This is a genomic window from Clostridium coskatii, assembly GCF_001675205.1.
GTDB classification, from domain to species: domain Bacteria; phylum Bacillota; class Clostridia; order Clostridiales; family Clostridiaceae; genus Clostridium_B; species Clostridium_B ljungdahlii.
Genome location: NZ_LROR01000084.1, coordinates 61,928 through 79,356, shown reverse-complemented (window position 1 = coordinate 79,356; position 17,429 = coordinate 61,928). Strand labels below are relative to the sequence as shown.

Sequence of the window (17,429 nt, the reverse complement as noted above, 5' to 3'; positions counted from 1 at the left end):
GAAATGTCATTAATAGAAAATGGCGATATAAGATAATTAACTTCTTTTTTGCATAAAAAACATTTTGGATTAATTTATTTTTAACATTAATCCAAAATGTTTTTTATTTACAACAAAAATGTTTTGTTTCAGTTATGTAGCTTAAAACATTTTTTTACTCATTTCATCTATTGCCTTAGTTACTGTCTCATATACATTTGGGAAATACCCCTGAGGTAAACCCGCAGTCAAACATGGAATAAAGTATTTCTTTCCGTTAGCTTTGCAAGCTTCTTCTACATGTTTGATACAATTTTCAAGTGTCCAATCCGGAAAATCAATCAAACCGCTGTGGAGTCCTCCCATAAAGGATATTTTTCCACCATATTGCTTGATCAGTTCAGGAATGTTATTAGTGTTCATAACGCCTTGCCAGATATCGACGCCCATTTCGATCATATATGGAACTAGGTTAGCGGCATAAGAATCACTGTGGTGAACAATCAATTCAACACCATTGGCTTTATAGTAACCATAGATCTTTTTATAAGACGGAAGAAAGAACTCTTCAAACATTTTAGGCGCTACAAAAGAATTTTTTTGGCTTCCCCAGTCATCATGATGAAAAATACAATCCGGATGAAGTTTTTCAACTATCACTTTTGCAAAATCCATCTCATACTGTGTAAGGGCATCAATTAACTCATGCATAGCTTCAGGCTCTTCATATAAACCCATTAATGCATCTTCCATACCCATAAGATGATGTGTCATTTCAAAGATACCTGGAGCATAGAAAGGTGCCACAAATTCCTCGTTACGGTCGACAGAATTGGCATGAGCAATAGCTGGAGCCCAAGCTTCATTGGAAGTCGGAAGTGTAGGAATTTTAACGCATTTCTTCCATTGAGTAACATCTTTTAAAACTCTGGGTTCGTCATCATGAACAGGGAAAGAACCAAGCTGACCTTCTGGCCACTGCCATGTTATTCCCCAATTATCTTTCCAAGTACTACCGTAATTGAACTCAACTCCCAAAGGCATTTCCATGATCATATTCAAAAATTCATATTGATTAACAAAACGATCCGGATTTCCACCTTTAATAGTTTCGAGTAAATTCTGTCTTTTAGTTAACATACAACAATACCTCCTTATATTATTTATGATATATTTATGCCGTTGCTAATTCTTTAGCTTTAACTGCAGCACTACCTGCATCAGGTGTATATGCATCTGCTCCTATTGAAGCCGCAAATTCAGCTGTTACAGGAGCACCACCAACCATTATCTTGAATCCTTTTAATCCACTTTCTTTTAAAGTCTCAACTGTTTTCTTCAAAGCTGCCATTGTTGTAGTAAGAAGTGCTGAACATGCTACTATTTTTACATTTTCATTTGCCTTAACTGCTTCAACAAATTTATCAGCAGGTACATCTACTCCAAGGTCTACCATTTTAAATCCAGTGCTTTCCATCATCATTGAAACTAGATTTTTACCAATATCATGTAAATCACCTGCAACTGTTCCAATAATACATGTGCCTAATGAAGTTGAAGCCCCACTTGCAAGATGAGGTTTAAGCACTTCTACACCTCTTGACATTGCTTTTGCTGCTATTAACATTTCAGGTACAAATATTTCTCCTGTGGAGAATTTATCTCCTACAACACCCATTGAGTCAATCATAGCTTGAAGTATATCTTCTGCTTTGCTTCCCTCATCTAGTGCTTCCTGCACCAATCCTTTAATAAGTTTAGTTTTACCTGCCTCTAAATTAACTTTTACTTCTTCAATTTTAGACATTATTTTTTTCCTCCTTATTGTTTATATAATTATTTATCCTCATCATTATCCTTATTATTTATGTAATTATTTCTTTTTACCAAATATTCCTTCTCTGTATGCTCTAATATATTCCATGCAGTACTCGTCTTCACCTAATAGTGCTTCTGTTGCAAACAACATTCCTATTAAATCCTGATTTAATGGATCAAGAATAAAGCTGTCCATTCCTGCATTCATAGCCAATACTGCAAATGCCTGATTGACAATTTTCCTGGCTGGAATATTAAAGGAGATATTACTAACAGCTCCAACAACATGAATCGTAGGATACAATTCTTTGATCTTCTTCATAACTTCGGTTACCATGGTAATCCCTTCTTCTTATGTACACAGCATTTCAATCAAGGGATCAATATGCATTCTGGACGGATCAATGTTGTATTCTTTTACTTTTGCCATTAACTCTGCAAATACATCCAAACGGTCTTTAGCAGTCTTTGGGATTCCTTTGTCGCTGTTCAAGAGAGCAACACACTGCCATTTTGTATCAGCTATTGCAGGGAATGCCACGTCAATCTTGTCCCCTTCCATTGACACGGAATTGAAAAGGCCTGGCTTCTTACAGTATTTCATGGCTTCTACACATGTGTGGGGGTTAGGACTATCCACTGCAATAGGCACATCGGTTGCATCCTGTACTATGTCTATAAGCCATTTCATTGTTTCCAATTCGATATCATCATCCACTGAAGCACAAACATCAATAAAATCTGCACCTGCTTCTGTTTGCTTTATTGCAAGATTTCTTATGAATTCTGCATCTTTTGCTGCAATGGCTTTACCCGTGGAAGGAATCGCTCCATTAATTTTTTCACCAATTATTATCATAATATACACCCCTTCTTTAAACATTTACTTTAAGTTACAATTACATCAATTAATACTACAACACTTTAAACTTCTTTGATTTGCACCTTATGCTTTTCATCCAAACTTTTTCCACTAGTAATCGTTGACAATTACACTGTCAACGACAGAAGTAAACGTCAACAAGACAAAGCTGACAATCAGTAACATCTTTTTGTTTATTCTGTCTAACCAACAAAACAAAAATTACACCTATTATGGATCAATCTGATGATAATAGCATTGACTAAATTATCATTTTTAATACCTAATATAAGTTACTTACAATAGATATCACAACCATATCACCCATTATATACATAGTTGATAAAAATAAAGCAGCGAGAGTCAGAAAAGCAGATTGATTGCTTTCACAATATTTGGGGATATGATATGTTTATCATCCTACACCCAAAAGTCCCATTAAACATTTACATTAGGGAAATATAACCTCCTCAGCTGTTCACAACATTTAATTGACTCTAATAAATATATATCTGTTACGTCAATTAAAAGGATATGTCATAACCTCTAATTTTCATGACTAAGTTCATACATTTTTTATCATCGTATAAATAACAGAAGAACTAGCAAAAATCGTCATAATTTATCAACTATTTTATATGATTATATTATAACAAATGGAAATTTGTAATTCTATTTGCATAATGTACATTTTTTTAAGAATAATTTATACAAAATGTATACATTAGAGGTGATCATGAAATTGAATGGATATATTACTAAATATTACTTTTTTTTCTCTTTGCCATTGATATAACTACTCTTCTCTCTTTTTAGGCAAAGCAAAAGGGACTTCTATAACATAACTATTATAGAAGTCCTTTTAAATATATAATCTATCTTATGTAATCCATCTCAACTCTTGATATCTAAAACTTATAATATCAATTGGCGGGAATATGTGAGAATCGAACTCACCCATCGTGGTATTAGCACGACAACACAGTTTTGAAGACTGGCAGGCACACCAGCACCTATCTACTCCCATTTCAAATCACCAAGTACTATTATAAGTAAACCCAAACCCAATGTCAACGAATTCATACGTGATTAATAAAGGATTCTTTTATCATCTATTCTCTTGGTAAACTTTATAATATCAAAATGCTCCATAAGTGCCAAAGCATACTTTCTGCTAGTTTGCAGCTCATCTCTAAACTCAGCAATTGATATACTTGCATGCTCCTTTATAAAATTTATTACAATATCTTTAGCTTTTTCATAATACTCAGAGAGGAGCCAGAAATTCTCAGAAACTTTAACTATGTCTTCACTATCAACTAAAGATTCAAATACCATTTTAAATGATTTTTTATCCTTGCACATACCCTCTAAATCTGAATACTTTGGTGGAATAAATTTTTGCTTTTTAAACTCACTCAGTATACTTTTTCTAATATCATTTTGCATATCATTGTATTTAGGTTGAAAATCTATTAGTGATACAAAATTTTTGTAAATCTTTATAACATTTTCATTTTCCAAAAGCTCCATTATACAATCATATATTTTTTGCTTAATTTTTTTTCCAAATACTTTATTTTTAATTTCCTCTTTTGATATTCCTATTTTTAAAGGATTATCTTTATGAAACTTTTCTAATATATCCTCTAATATATTAATTTTTTCATTCAAAAAATCCTTATGAAGATATACAGTTTTTTCTCCTCCATTTAATATTACTATTGTTCCACTATCTACTAGCCTTTTTAACTGATCCTTTATGCTGACTTCGTTTTTACCCAAAGCTTTTAATATATCCTCTTCTTTAGGATAATTTTCACTTAAATTTTTAACGACACCCTCTAGTATATTTTGTGTATTCCCTTTTTCTTTTATTCTTAACTCTTCTATATATTCCTCATTAAATCTTTTAGCTTTCTTAGCAGAAGGTTCTATTATAGTTCCTCCACCTATTGTACTCATAGGAGAATAGCTTCTTATTACAAATCTATCTTTTCTCTGGGAAGTAAGCTGCTTTTCCAATCTAAATTGAACGTAAGAATCTTCTCCTGGATTTACTTCCTTCTTATCAAGTATCACTACCCTACATATGATTTCACTAGTACCATGGTAAATCCTTACCCTTTGTCTATTCTTCAAAGGTTTTGGTGCACTCTTTAAATAATATAATTTACAATCTATCATGAGAGATGGTTCCATTAAATTTTCTAGTGATATGACATCTCCTCTATCTATACTGCTAGTTTTTACATTGGCTAAATTTATTCCGCATCTTTCACCTGCTTCAGCTTTTTTTACCTGCTTATCATTTATTTGTATGCCTCTCACTTTAGATAATACTTTGGAAGGATATATTTGTACTTGTTCACCTTCTCTAATACTTCCACTAATTACAGTACCCGTTACAACTGTGCCAAATCCACTTATAGAAAAAACTCTGTCTACTGGAAGCCTAAAATGTCCTCTTACATCTTTACAGGAAACATCTTCTGTAAGTCTATCTATTTCTTTTGCCAGAGAATTTAAACCAATTTTAGTTTTAGAAGAAACTTTGCATATGGGAGCATTCTCTAAAAAAGTTTCTTTAAACTCTTTCTTTATATCCTCTATTACCATATCCAGCCACTCTTCATCTACTAGATCTATTTTAGTAACCACAATAATACCCTTACTTACATTTAAAAGTTGAAGTATTTCAAAGTGCTCTCTAGTCTGCGGCATAACTCCCTCATCTGCTGCAATCACCATAAGTACCAAATCTATGCCACTAACCCCAGCTAACATATTTTTTATAAATTTTTCATGACCAGGTACATCTATAATTCCGGCTTTTTTCCCTGATGGCAAATCAAAGAAAGTAAATCCAAGGTTTATAGATATTCCTCTTTCTTTCTCTTCTTTTAAAGTATCAGTTTCCCTTCCCGTCAAAGCTCTTATAAGTGCAGTTTTGCCATGATCTATATGTCCCGCTGTTCCTATTACAACATGCTTCATGCAAAATTACCTCCAAACTGAAATGTATCAAGTTAGGCATTTGAAAGAAAACACCTTAAACTACAACTCTGTAAAAGCATCTACCAAAACGTCAAAATCTCTATCTAATATAGTCCTTAAATCCATTATAACTTGATTATGCGCTAACCGTACAATTATAGGTACTCCTCTTTTTCTAAACTTTTTATCTACCTGCTCTGGTGATACACTACTGCTTTCAGCTTTAATTACATATGTAGGTATTTTTTGTCCCGGCATAGATCCCCCTCCTACCATGGAATAATCTTTTTCTACAGTAAATTTAAAATTCAAATTCTTATTTTCAAGCTTCTCCTTCAAAATAAAAGCCCTGCGCTTTTGCTCATCTTCACTTGCAAGTATCATATGCAGTGTTGGTATATTTTTTATTGCTTCACTTTCATCTAGATAATATTTTAATGTGCCTTCAAGAGCTGCAAGAGTCATTTTATCTATTCTAAGAGCCCTTGTAAGCTGATTTTCTTTCATCTTGTCTATATATTTTTTCTTTCCTACAATTATGCCCGCCTGAGGCCCTCCCAGCATTTTATCTCCACTAAAAGTAACTACGTCAACACCTTTATCTATACTTTCCTGTACTGTAGGCTCATACTCAAATCCATATTTAGAAAAGTCTACAAGTGTTCCGCTTCCTATATCCTCTACTACTGGTATCCTGCTTTTTACTGACAGTTTCACCAGTTCTTCTAAAGACACCTCTTCTGAAAAACCAATTATTTTGAAATTAGATGTGTGAACTTTTAAAAATGCTCCCGTATTTTCACTAAGGGCATTCTCATAATCTTTGAGATGGGTTTTATTAGTTGTTCCTACTTCCACAAGGTTAACTCCACTGAATTCCATAACTTCAGGTATTCTAAAAGAGCCCCCTATTTCCACCAGTTGCCCCCTGGACACTATGGCTTCCTTTCCACTGCAAAGAGTATTTAAAACCAAGACTACTGCAGCTGCATTGTTATTTACAACTAAAGAAGCCTCTGCTCCTGTAATCCTTTTAATCAGCTCTTCTACGTGGCTATACCTAGATCCTCTTGTGCCCTTTTCCAGATCGTATTCCAAATTACTATAATTATGAGCTGCGTCAATTACATTTTTTAAAGCACCATCACTTAAAATGGATCTTCCTAGATTAGTATGTATGATAACTCCTGTAGCATTTATTACATTTTTCAAGTTGGGCTGTTTTTTTTGTTCAATTATTATTCTAAAGCTTTTCAATATACCTTCTTTTGTAAAGTTTTCAATTTTACCTTTTAAAATAAGATTTCTATAATTGTCTACAGCTTGTCTCAAAGATTCCATTACAATTTCTTTCATTGTAGTGCCAGTCTCTAATTTTACAATTTCTTCGTTCAAGAGTTCATCCATCTTAGGAAGTTTTCTTAATAATTGTTTTTTATCCACAACTTGATTTTCACCCCTTTAAACCATTATTCTACTTCTATATATTTCTTCACCTGAATAGGTATGACTTCACCTATTACAGAAGATTTTACTTCAAGCCTTGAAAGTTCCTCCATAATTTTAATACCTTCTGACCTGCTGCAAGTTATAAGAAGCCCACCAGATGTCTGTGGATCAAATAAAATATCTTCCATCCACTCAGGTACATTTTCTATTGAATATTTACCTTTCAAATAGTCTTTATTTCTATATGCACCTGCCGGTACCAATCCCATTTCGGCATATTCTCTTGCCTCTTGTATATAAGGTATTCTACTTGCATAAAGCTTTAATGTAACACCAGAGGCAGAAGCCATTTCATATGCGTGTCCCATAATTCCAAAACCAGTCACATCTGTACAAGCGCTTACAGAGTATTTACTTACTATTTCTCCTGCATACTTATTTAAAGTAGACATAACTTTAACTGCCTTATCATACGCTTCTTTAGATGCCATTTCTCCTTTTATGGCAGTATTAATTATTCCTATACCTAACGGCTTAGTAAGTATAATTACATCCCCTACTTCAGATCCACAATTTTTAAGTATGTTATTAGGATGTACGAGTCCCATAACTGACAACCCATATTTAGGCTCATTGTCCTCTACAGTGTGGCCTCCCACTACTACTGCACCTGCTTCAATAACTTTATCAGCACCACCTTTTAGTATTTCTCCTAGCACCTCTTCAGGAAGACAGGAAGGAAAACAAACTATATTAAGTGCTACTTTAGGCTTTCCTCCCATGGCATATATATCACTTAGAGAATTTGCTGCAGCTATTTGACCAAAAGTATAAGGATCATCCACTATTGGTGTAAAAAAATCAAGTGTTTGTATTACTGCTGTATCATCATCTAATTTATAAACCGCAGCATCATCCGAAGTTTCTATACCAACCATTAAATTTTCGTTTTCCATTCGAGGTAACTTACCCAGTATTTTAGAAAGGGCCTCCGGTCCTATTTTAGCTGCTCACCCAGAAGTTCGAGTAAGTTCTGTTAGTCTTTTATACTTCAAAATAACACCTCCAATAGAAATTCATTCTCTACAATATTGTACACCATTTTATAACAAACTTCATCTGTCTACATTTACCTTACATCTATCTTATCCTTTATCTTTTCAATGGTTTTATCACCTATTCTTCCCACTTTTTTTAAATCCTCAATAGAAGAAAATTTACCATTTTTTTCTCTATAGTCTATTATCTTTTGGGCAGTAACATCTCCAACTCCAGATATTGTTTTTAATTCCTCTTTGGAAGCCTTGTTTATATTTACCCTTCCGTCTTGTTCTACTCCTCCACTACTGCCTCCTTTTCCTCCGGATTCAACCTTATTTGATCCATTATCTCCTTTTTTGTCTACATATATATAATCTTCATCCTTTAACTTCTTAGCTAAATTTAGTTTACTTGTATCCGCTGCAGCTGTAAATCCACCTGCTTCCTTTACGATATCCTGTATTCTACTATCATTTTTCAATTTATAAACTCCAGGATTTTTAACTTCTCCATTTACATATACGGTTATGCCCTTATCTGATTTACTTTTAGAAGCTTCTCCAGTATTATCCTGATCTTTAAATACTTCTTCACTCTTCACTGCAGTATTACTGGATGGCCTTGAATTCACATATCCTATAATTAAGAATAAGGCAAATATAATCAAAATAACAATTGAACCTATAATTTTTTTCTTATCTCTCATTACTATTCTCCTTTTAGGCATTTTCAAAGAAATAACTAGTCAGTATACTAGGATATTTTTTATCATACTGCGTCGGTAGAACCCTTAGATAGGATTCACTATCTGCGGAACCTGCCTCCTTGTCTGATAAACAAAGTTCTTGGCACCTGATGCTTAGAAATTGTTATCCAGGGACATAGCCGCTCTTTACTCACACTTGGAAAAGTGTGAGTATTAGAGCGGGTTAGTCATCGGATAAAAAATATCCGTCGCATCTTTGACTTGTTATTTTATTTCAAATGCCTTATATAATTGTAATTTGCAATGAAATATATTTATGTTTATAATTTAAATTATTGACAATTTAAAAAAATTATGTCGCATATATATTATTTTTTTGATATAATATTTAGGAATTGTCCTAAAGGAGGAAAAAATGAAAAGAATAGTCACATTTGCACTACTGTTTTTGCTTATTTGTTCTAATAATCCCTATGGAGTAGTTCATGCTAAAGAAATGCCTCCTCCTGTTTCAGCTGATGGCGCTGTAATCTTGGATGCAGCTACTGGCCAGCTTTTGTATTCTAAAAACCCAGACACTGCGTATCCACCAGCATCCACTACCAAAATAATGACTGCACTTTTAACACTTGAAAATACAAATTTAAATGATAAAGTTATAATCGGTAAAAATCCACCAAATGTATATGGAACTAGAGTTGGACTCTGTGAAGGCGAGCAATTAACTGTAAAGGATTTGTTATATGGTTTACTGCTAGCTTCAGACAACGATTGTGCAGAAGCACTAGCAGAGCATATAGGTGGTACTATGGATAAGTTTGTAGTTAAGATGAATAAACGGGCTAAGGAACTTGGCGCCAAAAATACCAATTTTGTAAATCCTACTGGATTATTTGATGAAAACCATAAAACCTCAGCAAGGGATTTAGCTCTAATGATGAGAGCATTATCTAAGCATCCTGAATATTCTAAGATAGCTACTACTATATCTTACACTATCCCAGCTACCAACAAATCCCCACAGCCAAGAGAAGTATGGAATGAAAATAAATTGATACAAAAACAATCCACCTATTATTACAGTGGATGCCTAGGAGGTAAAACAGGATATACTGTACAATCATTTCACTCCTACGTATCTACAGCTACAAGAAATGGACAACAGCTTATAGTTGCACTAATTCATGATAAAAATAAAACTTTTTTTCCTGACGCAGTATCCCTATTTAATTTTGGATTTAACAATTTTACCTTTACTAAATTGTACCAAAAAGGAGCTTTAGTCACAACTTATAATAAAGATGGACTTTCTATTCCACTAATTGCTGCTTATGATTTTTACTATATTAAGCCTAAGGATGATACAAATGTACCCCAGGTAACCCTAAAGGATAAAAACTTAATGTTTAGATTCTTTAAAAAGGGAGATATAGTTGACGAAGCTTCTATATCCTTTGAAGGAAAAGAAATAGGGAAATTAAAGCTTGCAAGCAGTATAGCTCATGGTGAAAAACAAGTATTAAATTCTAATAATATGCAAAAAATTATCATGAAAAATAAGTATTTACTCGCTGTACCAATTATCATTATAATTTTAGCTGTTGTATTTGTGTTGAAAAAACGTGTATTCTCTAACAAATAATCATATTAAAATAAGCTGAAACTTAAAATACATAGGGTTTCAGCTTATTTTTTCTATTAATTTTAGAATATCTTCTGGAATAGCAGTTTCTAGCTCCAATATCTTATTTCCCCTAGGGTGTGGAAACTTAAGCCTATACGCATGAAGTGCCTGCCTATTTATATACATACTGTCATCCTCTTTTCCATACAATGTATCTCCATAAAGAGGATGACCTAAATAACTTAAATGTACTCTTATTTGGTGGGTTCTTCCCGTTTCTAACATAAGCTTTAATAACTGATCATTCTTAAAATCCTTTATTACCTTATAGTGAGTAATACTTTTCTGTCCTCTTTCATCTATAATTCTTCTTATATCTTCTCCTTCTTGCCTATATATTGGTAAATCTATAGTTCCTTCATTTTCTTTCATCTTGCCATGGATAACAGCAATGTAACTTTTTTCAAATTCTTCACTCTTCATATCTCTTGCCAGAGCCATATGAGCAAATTGATTTTTTCCAACTATTATAAGACCTGAAGTATCCATATCCAATCTGCTTACTAATCTGACTATACAGTCTTCTCCTTTTTCCTTAAAATAATACATAAGTCCGTTAGCCAAAGTACCTGAGGGATAACTTCTTGTAGGATGCACCACTATACCTGGTCTTTTATTTACAACTATCAGATCATCATCTTCGTATGCTACTTCTATATCCATCTTCTCAGGCTCTACATTTTGAGATTCTTCTTTTACAAGGTTTAAAGATATACTTTCCCCTGACTTTACTATATGGTTTAATTTTACCCTTTTATTGTTTATCTCTATCCTTCCACTCAAGGCCGCCCCTTTTATAAGTCTGCCTGAAAGTCTCTGAACTCTTTGCAGATAATATCTCAATTTCAAGCCTTCATCTTTTTCGTCTACTGTAAATACTATCTTATTTTCCTTCATACAACTCTTCCTTTCTGTATCAAACTGCTAAATATAATTAATAGTTATGGATGATTCTCTTAAGTGTTAGGAGTTTCTAACTTAAAATAAACTTATACGTAGAAATATTTTACAATAAGCAAGTACATTTAAATATTTTGCATATAAGTCTTAGTGGAAAATTCACAAAAAATTTAGGACTTTTGAATTGTCTGAGGTACGAGTTTTCAAAAGCCCTTATGTTTTTGTAAATTTTCTGCTTAGACTTATCAAAACATTTAATCGTACTTGTAATTGTAAAAATATTCGGAGTATAAGTTTATTTTTCGTTTAAGAACTCTACAATTAATCAACTAATGCTATTACTTCTACTTCAACCAATGCATCTTTTGGAAGCTTTACTTCTACACAAGATCTTGCAGGCATATCCTTTTTAAAATATCTTGCATATACTTCATTTACAGCTGCAAAATCTGACATACTTTTTACATATACAGTAGTCTTAATAACTTTATCAAAACTTGTTCCTGCTTCTTCTAGTAAAGCTTTTATGTTTTCAAGTGACCTCTCTGTTGCCTTTTTAATGTCACTTGAGACTAATTCTCCTGTAGATGGATCCAGTGGAATTTGGCCTGATGTAAATAAAAAGTTTCCAACCTTAACAGCCTGAGAATAAGGTCCTACAGCCCCTGGCGCTTTTTTTGTGTTTATTATTTCTTTTTCCATTATAAAAAAACCTCCTAAAATAAGCTTAAAATTTATAATATACTAATTATAGCGTATTTACTTGTATACAATTAAAATTTATCTATGAGCTTTTTTAAAAACCAAATAATTTCTGCCGCTAATTGTATTTACATGCAAGAGTTGTCCCCTATCAATTACAACTTTTATAGTATTATTAAAGGCATCTAAAAGCGCAGTATCTAAATTTGTAAACGCCTCTTCTCTAAGTATTTCTACTCCTGGGAAATTTCTTAAAGGCTCTATGTAATCTGCAATATACACTATCTTTTCTAAAAGATTCATATCTTTTTTACCTGTGGTATGGCAAGCTACTGCACTCAATATTTCCTCATCATAAATCCCCATAACATTTTTTGCTATAACTGCAGCAATGTTTCCATGGAGAAGTTGAGGATTTAATGCACTTACTTCATCTATAGGAATCTGATTCTCATGTGCCATAGACAAAATTTCATCATTTGACATGTGCTTAGCACAATCATGAACAAGCCCTGCTGTACTTGCCTTTTTAACATCCACATGATAAAATTCAGCTAACTTTATTGCCGTATCCTGTACACTCAAACTATGCTCATATCTGTTTTTCTTCAGCTTCTCATTTAAATATTCTTTGATCTGTTCTTCACTCCACATCCCTTATCACTCCAAAAAATTATTTAATTTTATTTATAAAGATTATGTTGTTTAATAATGTCATAAACACTCTCGGGAAGAAGATAACTCACATTTCTGCCCATTTTAATATTTTTTCGTATATCTGTAGAAGAAATATCAAATAGAGGAGCATCTAAATATATAATTTTAGTAGAATACTTTTTTTCTATTTTTTCTTTCTGTTCTTTTATGTTTTGTGCAGTAAAATCCGGAAACCCTGGCCTATTAAATACTATAAATTGACACAACTTAAATATATCCTCTACCCTGTTCCAATTTTCAATGTCCATTAGACAGTCTACTCCTGTTAGGAAATACCATTTGGTTTTCCTTTCGACTTTATTAAAATGTTTTAAGGTATTATACGTATAGCTTAAATTAGGCTTATTTATTTCATATTTACTTACAGAGAATTTACTTTCCGTACCTACAGCTGCCTTTACCATCTCGTATCTCAAAAAAGCACTTGTTACATCTTTGTTCGCTTTATGGGGAGGATTACCTGTCGGTATAAATACAATATTATTTACTCCCAATCTATATAAAGTTTCATAAGCTATATGTATATGTCCATTGTGTATTGGATCAAATGTTCCCCCAAAAATAGCTTTTTTAACCATCTATTTTCTCTCCATTTATTTTTTTATTACATTACATAATCAAATTCAAAATCATTCAGCTTAACTACATCCCCATCTTTAATTCCCATATCCATTAATTCTTGCATAACTCCTTTGTTTTTAAGTACCTTATAAAAATATCGTAATTCGTCAGGATCATTTACATTGACGCTTCCAAGTAACCTATCAACAAAACTTCCTTCCACTATAAAAGTATTTTCTTCTTTTCTTATGTTATAAGTAAATTTCTTTTCTTCAGGTACAAATTTATCTTCTTCATTTATTTCAATATTTTCTACAGGTATAGTACTTAGTATCCTAGCAGCTTCCTTCATAAGTTCTTTAACACCCTGTCCTGTAGCTGCAGATATTTTAAATACCTTGTCATATCCTAATTGACCAACTTTTTTTCTGAAGTTCTCAAATAATTCATTATCATATAGCATATCTGATTTGTTTGCAGCAATTATCTGAGGTTTATCCCAGAGTTTTACATCATACTTTTTCAATTCATTATTTATTTTTGTAAAGTCATCGAAAGCATCTCTTCCTTCAATTCCTGATATATCTACTACGTGTATTAAAAGTCTTGTCCTTTGGATATGTCTTAAAAATTCAATTCCAAGGCCTACTCCTTCTGCTGCACCTTCTATTATACCTGGTATATCTGCTATTACAAAGCTTTTTATTCCTGAAATATTAGTTACTCCCAGATTAGGAGATAATGTTGTAAAATGGTAATTTGCAATTTTAGGTGTAGCCTTAGTCACTATAGACAAAAGAGTTGATTTGCCTACATTGGGAAATCCTAAAAGTCCTACATCTGCCAGTAACTTAAGTTCCAAGGATATATATCTTTCTTCTCCTGGCATTCCTGGCTCAGCAAAATCTGGTGCCTGCCTTACAGGAGTTGTGAACCTCACATTTCCTCTTCCACCTCTTCCACCTTTTGCAACTATGCATTTGTCTTCAGGATGAGCAAGATCTGCCATTATTTTATTCGTTTTCACATCCTTTACAACTGTTCCCATAGGTACCTTTATGTAAAGATCCTTTCCATTTCTTCCAAAACACTTAGATCCTGCTCCATTTTCACCTTTTTCTGCACGATACTTTTTCCTATATGCAAAATCCAAAAGTGTAGTGCTTTCTGTATCTACTACAAGTATAACATCTCCGCCTTTTCCGCCATCTCCACCATCTGGTCCTCCAAAGGCTACATACTTTTCCCTTCTAAAAGAAATGGATCCATCTCCACCATCTCCAGAGGTTACAAATATTTTAGCTGTATCTACAAACATGTCGCTCACTTCCTTTCAAAAGTTAATTATATTAAATTAAAAAATCACTTTATTCTAAATTCTATTATTCCCACAGATAAGTAAGTAATTCACTCTAACCACAGTATACAACTTTTTTCTTAAAATAAGGAATTTTAAAAAAGCACCCTCATTAGGGTGCCTTAATAATACTATTCAGCTGCTAATTCTTCTAACTTTAAAGGATATACGCTGGCCTTCTTTTTAGTCTTTCCTACTCTTTCGTATCTAACTACACCATCTATCTTTGCAAATAAAGTATCGTCAGATCCTCTTCCAACGTTAGTTCCAGGATGAATTTTTGTTCCTCGCTGTCTAACTAATATGTTTCCAGCTAAAACAAACTGTCCATCAGCAGATTTAGTACCTAATCTTTTAGATTCACTATCTCTACCATTCCTTGAACTACCTACTCCTTTTTTATGGGCAAATAGTTGAAGATTCATAATTAACATAAAATTACACCTCCTCTACCTTTACATTTATATATTCACTAAAATTAAATTCAATACTTTTCAAACCGAGTAACATAGTTTTCACAAGTACCTGACATTTTAAAATGTCATCCTGTTTCATATCTTTTAAAGAAAAGCTTAAAAATCCATCCTTTATAGAGTACTTTAATTTAAGCTTTAACACTTCTGTTATTCCTATTACAGTAGTTTGAGATATGGCAGAAACAGCACTACACACCATGTCATACCCCTGGTTGACTGACTCTGCATGGCCTTTAAGTACAACTGAAACCAAATTACAGGATTCTCTTTTAAAAAACGCTTCAATCATAATTACGCATCAATTTTTTCAATTTGTAATTTAGTGTAAGGCTGTCTATGTCCCTGCTTCTTTCTGTAATCCTTTTTAGCCTTATACTTGAAGACTATAACTTTTTTAGCTTTTCCCTGTGCTAATACTTTAGCACTTACTTTAGCTCCTTCAACTACAGGTTTTCCAATAACTACACCTGCGTCATCTTTACCTACTACTAAAACTTTGTCAAGTTCAACTGTTGAATCAACTTCAGCATCTAATTTTTCAACATATATAACGTCTCCTTCTGAAACCTTATACTGTTTTCCACCAGTAGCTACAACTGCATACATTTAAAACACCTCCTCAATCCAGTCTCGCCTAAAAGGTATATAGAAAATCCATTCTTTCTATAATTTATAAAACCTTTTTTGAGCGGTCTACAAATGCCATTTTAACACATATGTTATTGTTTGTAAAGTTTTTTCAATTTACTTTAAACTCTTTCAGATGTTCTATCTGGCTCATAAACTCAAGGGGTTCTATCTTATAAGATACTTTCTTTTCATAAGTAATATATATTCTCTTATCCCCAGCACCTATGCTTTTTATAAACCTATCCATATTATTTTTAACATCTTTTTCATAAGATACATCTATCTGTATGTGAAAATCTTTTACATCCCTGTCACAACTTATATTTGAAATTTCATTTCTTATGAGAACCATCATATAAGATAGTTTTATTTTTTTTCCCGTTCCATCACAGTACCTGCAATCTTCCTCTATATAATCATATATTGGTTTACCCTGTCTTTTTCTAGCTATCTGCACTAGATTCAACTCCGTAAAAGGGTATATAACAACCTTACTTTTGCTATTTAAGAAACCAGCTTTAAGTTTGTCCATAACCTTTTTCTTATCTGCCTCATCCTCCATATCTATAAAATCTATTAATATTATTCCACTTAAATTTTTAAGCACTATTTGCCTTGCAATTTCTTCCGCCGCTTGTAGATTAGTTATAAATACTGTTTTATCCATTTTATTATTTCTTATGTTTTTACCCGAATTAACATCTATTACAAACATAGCTTCTGTTTTATTTATAACTATATATCCACCACAATTTAATTCTATTCTATTATTTCGTAAATTTAATATTTCATGTTCCATATTATAATGAGACAGAAGAGTTTTTTCACCCGTATACAGTTCTAGGTGTACATTTACATTGCATACACCTTTTAGAAAATCCTCTATATATTTATAATCCACATCATTGTTTACATATATCTTTAAATTACTATCCCACAATCTATCTCTAAGTACTTCACCCAGCGCACCCCCACTATCAAACATGAGTTCAGGTTTTAGGGCATACTGAGCTTTATTTTTTATCTTGTTATATATATCATTCAATTTATGGATTTCTTTATTTATAAATTCTGCTGGAACATTCTGGGCATCGGTTCTTATCATTACCCCAATACCTGATGGTATTTTTATTTTCTCCAATATAAGCTTCTTAAACGATTCATCCTGTATTTTTTGTGAAAACCTCATGCCTTTGCTAAAATTACTTAAAACGCAATATTTACCTGGTAAGCTTATAATCTTAATAACTTTGGCTCCTTTTCTTCCATAATCTTCCTTTGTCACCTGTACCAAAATTTTTTCACCTTTTTTTAAGTTAAGATTTCTAAACTTGCTATCCATATACATATAGGCATTTCTCCTGCAGTTTATATCTATAAAAGCACATTTTATAGCTGGTACTACATTTTTAACTACACCTATGTACACTTCTCCCGGGTAAGCATTGCCCCTTTCTTCCTGAATATGGCATTCTTTTAGAATACCATTTTCCTTTATAGCAATTCTCAAAAAACCTTCCGCACTTCTTTCAACAAATACTTCTTCCAAA

The 17,429-nt window shown here is 32.7% G+C and carries 16 protein-coding genes, 1 tRNA gene and 1 pseudogene; 1 reads left to right on the top strand and 17 read right to left on the bottom strand.

Annotated features, from left to right (window positions below):
• Window positions 1-141: 141 nt before the first annotated feature.
• The 8 genes and pseudogenes from CLCOS_RS18405 to CLCOS_RS18375 all read right to left on the bottom strand — a co-directional run bounded on the left by CLCOS_RS18405 (window position 142) and on the right by CLCOS_RS18375 (window position 8,852).
• A complete protein-coding gene (locus CLCOS_RS18405) occupies window positions 142-1,119 on the bottom strand; it encodes a uroporphyrinogen decarboxylase family protein (protein WP_065080057.1) in 978 nt (325 codons plus the stop codon).
• A 34-nt stretch (window positions 1,120-1,153) separates the two neighbouring features.
• Window positions 1,154-1,786, bottom strand: coding sequence for a corrinoid protein (locus CLCOS_RS18400; RefSeq protein WP_063602640.1), 633 nt, complete (start codon window positions 1,784-1,786; stop codon window positions 1,154-1,156).
• Between the two features lie 66 nt (window positions 1,787-1,852).
• Window positions 1,853-2,656 (bottom strand): annotated as a pseudogene (locus CLCOS_RS18395) (methyltetrahydrofolate cobalamin methyltransferase).
• A gap of 931 nt (window positions 2,657-3,587) precedes the next feature.
• Window positions 3,588-3,684, bottom strand: a tRNA-Sec gene (locus CLCOS_RS22145).
• Between the two features lie 64 nt (window positions 3,685-3,748).
• Window positions 3,749-5,656: a selenocysteine-specific translation elongation factor gene (gene selB, locus CLCOS_RS18390; RefSeq protein ID WP_063601794.1), complete on the bottom strand. Its 1,908-nt coding sequence runs from the start codon at window positions 5,654-5,656 to the stop codon at window positions 3,749-3,751.
• A 60-nt stretch (window positions 5,657-5,716) separates the two neighbouring features.
• Window positions 5,717-7,099, bottom strand: a complete 1,383-nt coding sequence (gene selA / locus CLCOS_RS18385; RefSeq protein ID WP_063601793.1) for an L-seryl-tRNA(Sec) selenium transferase — start codon at window positions 7,097-7,099, stop codon at window positions 5,717-5,719.
• 26 nt (window positions 7,100-7,125) lie between these two features.
• On the bottom strand, window positions 7,126-8,160 hold the full coding sequence (gene selD, locus CLCOS_RS18380; protein ID WP_087877534.1) for a selenide, water dikinase SelD: 1,035 nt from the start codon (window positions 8,158-8,160) through the stop codon (window positions 7,126-7,128).
• Between the two features lie 74 nt (window positions 8,161-8,234).
• A complete protein-coding gene (locus CLCOS_RS18375; protein WP_063601792.1) occupies window positions 8,235-8,852 on the bottom strand; it encodes a helix-hairpin-helix domain-containing protein in 618 nt (205 codons plus the stop codon).
• 415 nt (window positions 8,853-9,267) lie between these two features.
• On the opposite strand from CLCOS_RS18375, the gene CLCOS_RS18370 reads away from it, so the two are divergent.
• The gene (locus CLCOS_RS18370) at window positions 9,268-10,494 is read left to right on the top strand and encodes a D-alanyl-D-alanine carboxypeptidase family protein (protein ID WP_063601791.1); all 1,227 of its coding nucleotides are present in this window, start codon (window positions 9,268-9,270) and stop codon (window positions 10,492-10,494) included.
• 39 nt (window positions 10,495-10,533) lie between these two features.
• On the opposite strand, the gene CLCOS_RS18365 is transcribed toward CLCOS_RS18370, so the two are convergent.
• From CLCOS_RS18365 to CLCOS_RS18325, 9 genes are all read right to left on the bottom strand, one after another.
• The gene (locus CLCOS_RS18365) at window positions 10,534-11,433 is read right to left on the bottom strand and encodes an RluA family pseudouridine synthase (protein WP_063601790.1); all 900 of its coding nucleotides are present in this window, start codon (window positions 11,431-11,433) and stop codon (window positions 10,534-10,536) included.
• 324 nt (window positions 11,434-11,757) lie between these two features.
• Window positions 11,758-12,138, bottom strand: coding sequence for a RidA family protein (locus CLCOS_RS18360; protein WP_063601789.1), 381 nt, complete (start codon window positions 12,136-12,138; stop codon window positions 11,758-11,760).
• 78 nt (window positions 12,139-12,216) lie between these two features.
• Window positions 12,217-12,792 carry a bis(5'-nucleosyl)-tetraphosphatase (symmetrical) YqeK gene (yqeK, locus tag CLCOS_RS18355; protein WP_013237411.1) on the bottom strand — a complete coding sequence of 192 codons (576 nt, stop codon included), beginning with the start codon at window positions 12,790-12,792 and terminating at the stop codon, window positions 12,217-12,219.
• A gap of 29 nt (window positions 12,793-12,821) precedes the next feature.
• The gene (gene nadD, locus CLCOS_RS18350; protein ID WP_013237410.1) at window positions 12,822-13,433 is read right to left on the bottom strand and encodes a nicotinate-nucleotide adenylyltransferase; all 612 of its coding nucleotides are present in this window, start codon (window positions 13,431-13,433) and stop codon (window positions 12,822-12,824) included.
• 26 nt (window positions 13,434-13,459) lie between these two features.
• The gene (obgE, locus tag CLCOS_RS18345; protein ID WP_013237409.1) at window positions 13,460-14,734 is read right to left on the bottom strand and encodes a GTPase ObgE; all 1,275 of its coding nucleotides are present in this window, start codon (window positions 14,732-14,734) and stop codon (window positions 13,460-13,462) included.
• A 170-nt stretch (window positions 14,735-14,904) separates the two neighbouring features.
• Entirely contained in the window at window positions 14,905-15,207 is a 303-nt protein-coding gene (rpmA, locus tag CLCOS_RS18340; protein WP_013237408.1) for a 50S ribosomal protein L27, read from the bottom strand.
• A gap of 4 nt (window positions 15,208-15,211) precedes the next feature.
• Entirely contained in the window at window positions 15,212-15,538 is a 327-nt protein-coding gene (locus CLCOS_RS18335; RefSeq protein ID WP_063601788.1) for a ribosomal-processing cysteine protease Prp, read from the bottom strand.
• A gap of 2 nt (window positions 15,539-15,540) precedes the next feature.
• Window positions 15,541-15,855: a 50S ribosomal protein L21 gene (gene rplU / locus CLCOS_RS18330; protein WP_013237406.1), complete on the bottom strand. Its 315-nt coding sequence runs from the start codon at window positions 15,853-15,855 to the stop codon at window positions 15,541-15,543.
• Between the two features lie 133 nt (window positions 15,856-15,988).
• On the bottom strand, window positions 15,989-17,428 hold the full coding sequence (locus CLCOS_RS18325) for a ribonuclease E/G (protein ID WP_063601787.1): 1,440 nt from the start codon (window positions 17,426-17,428) through the stop codon (window positions 15,989-15,991).
• Between the last annotated feature and the right edge of the window lies 1 nt (window position 17,429).

Bases quoted from the DNA above. Each gene is read 5' to 3' on its own strand.
- CLCOS_RS18405 (WP_065080057.1), bottom strand. From the start codon at position 1,119: ATGTTAACTAAAAGACAGAATTTACTCGAAACTATTAAAGGTGGAAAT.
- CLCOS_RS18335 (WP_063601788.1), bottom strand. From the start codon at position 15,538: ATGATTGAAGCGTTTTTTAAAAGAGAATCCTGTAATTTGGTTTCAGTT.
- obgE (WP_013237409.1), bottom strand. From the start codon at position 14,734: ATGTTTGTAGATACAGCTAAAATATTTGTAACCTCTGGAGATGGTGGA.
- CLCOS_RS18365 (WP_063601790.1), bottom strand. From the start codon at position 11,433: ATGAAGGAAAATAAGATAGTATTTACAGTAGACGAAAAAGATGAAGGC.
- CLCOS_RS18375 (WP_063601792.1), bottom strand. From the start codon at position 8,852: ATGAGAGATAAGAAAAAAATTATAGGTTCAATTGTTATTTTGATTATA.
- yqeK (WP_013237411.1), bottom strand. From the start codon at position 12,792: ATGTGGAGTGAAGAACAGATCAAAGAATATTTAAATGAGAAGCTGAAG.
- rpmA (WP_013237408.1), bottom strand. From the start codon at position 15,207: ATGTTAATTATGAATCTTCAACTATTTGCCCATAAAAAAGGAGTAGGT.
- CLCOS_RS18360 (WP_063601789.1), bottom strand. From the start codon at position 12,138: ATGGAAAAAGAAATAATAAACACAAAAAAAGCGCCAGGGGCTGTAGGA.
- CLCOS_RS18400 (WP_063602640.1), bottom strand. From the start codon at position 1,786: ATGTCTAAAATTGAAGAAGTAAAAGTTAATTTAGAGGCAGGTAAAACT.
- CLCOS_RS18370 (WP_063601791.1), top strand. From the start codon at position 9,268: ATGAAAAGAATAGTCACATTTGCACTACTGTTTTTGCTTATTTGTTCT.
- nadD (WP_013237410.1), bottom strand. From the start codon at position 13,433: ATGGTTAAAAAAGCTATTTTTGGGGGAACATTTGATCCAATACACAAT.
- selB (WP_063601794.1), bottom strand. From the start codon at position 5,656: ATGAAGCATGTTGTAATAGGAACAGCGGGACATATAGATCATGGCAAA.
- rplU (WP_013237406.1), bottom strand. From the start codon at position 15,855: ATGTATGCAGTTGTAGCTACTGGTGGAAAACAGTATAAGGTTTCAGAA.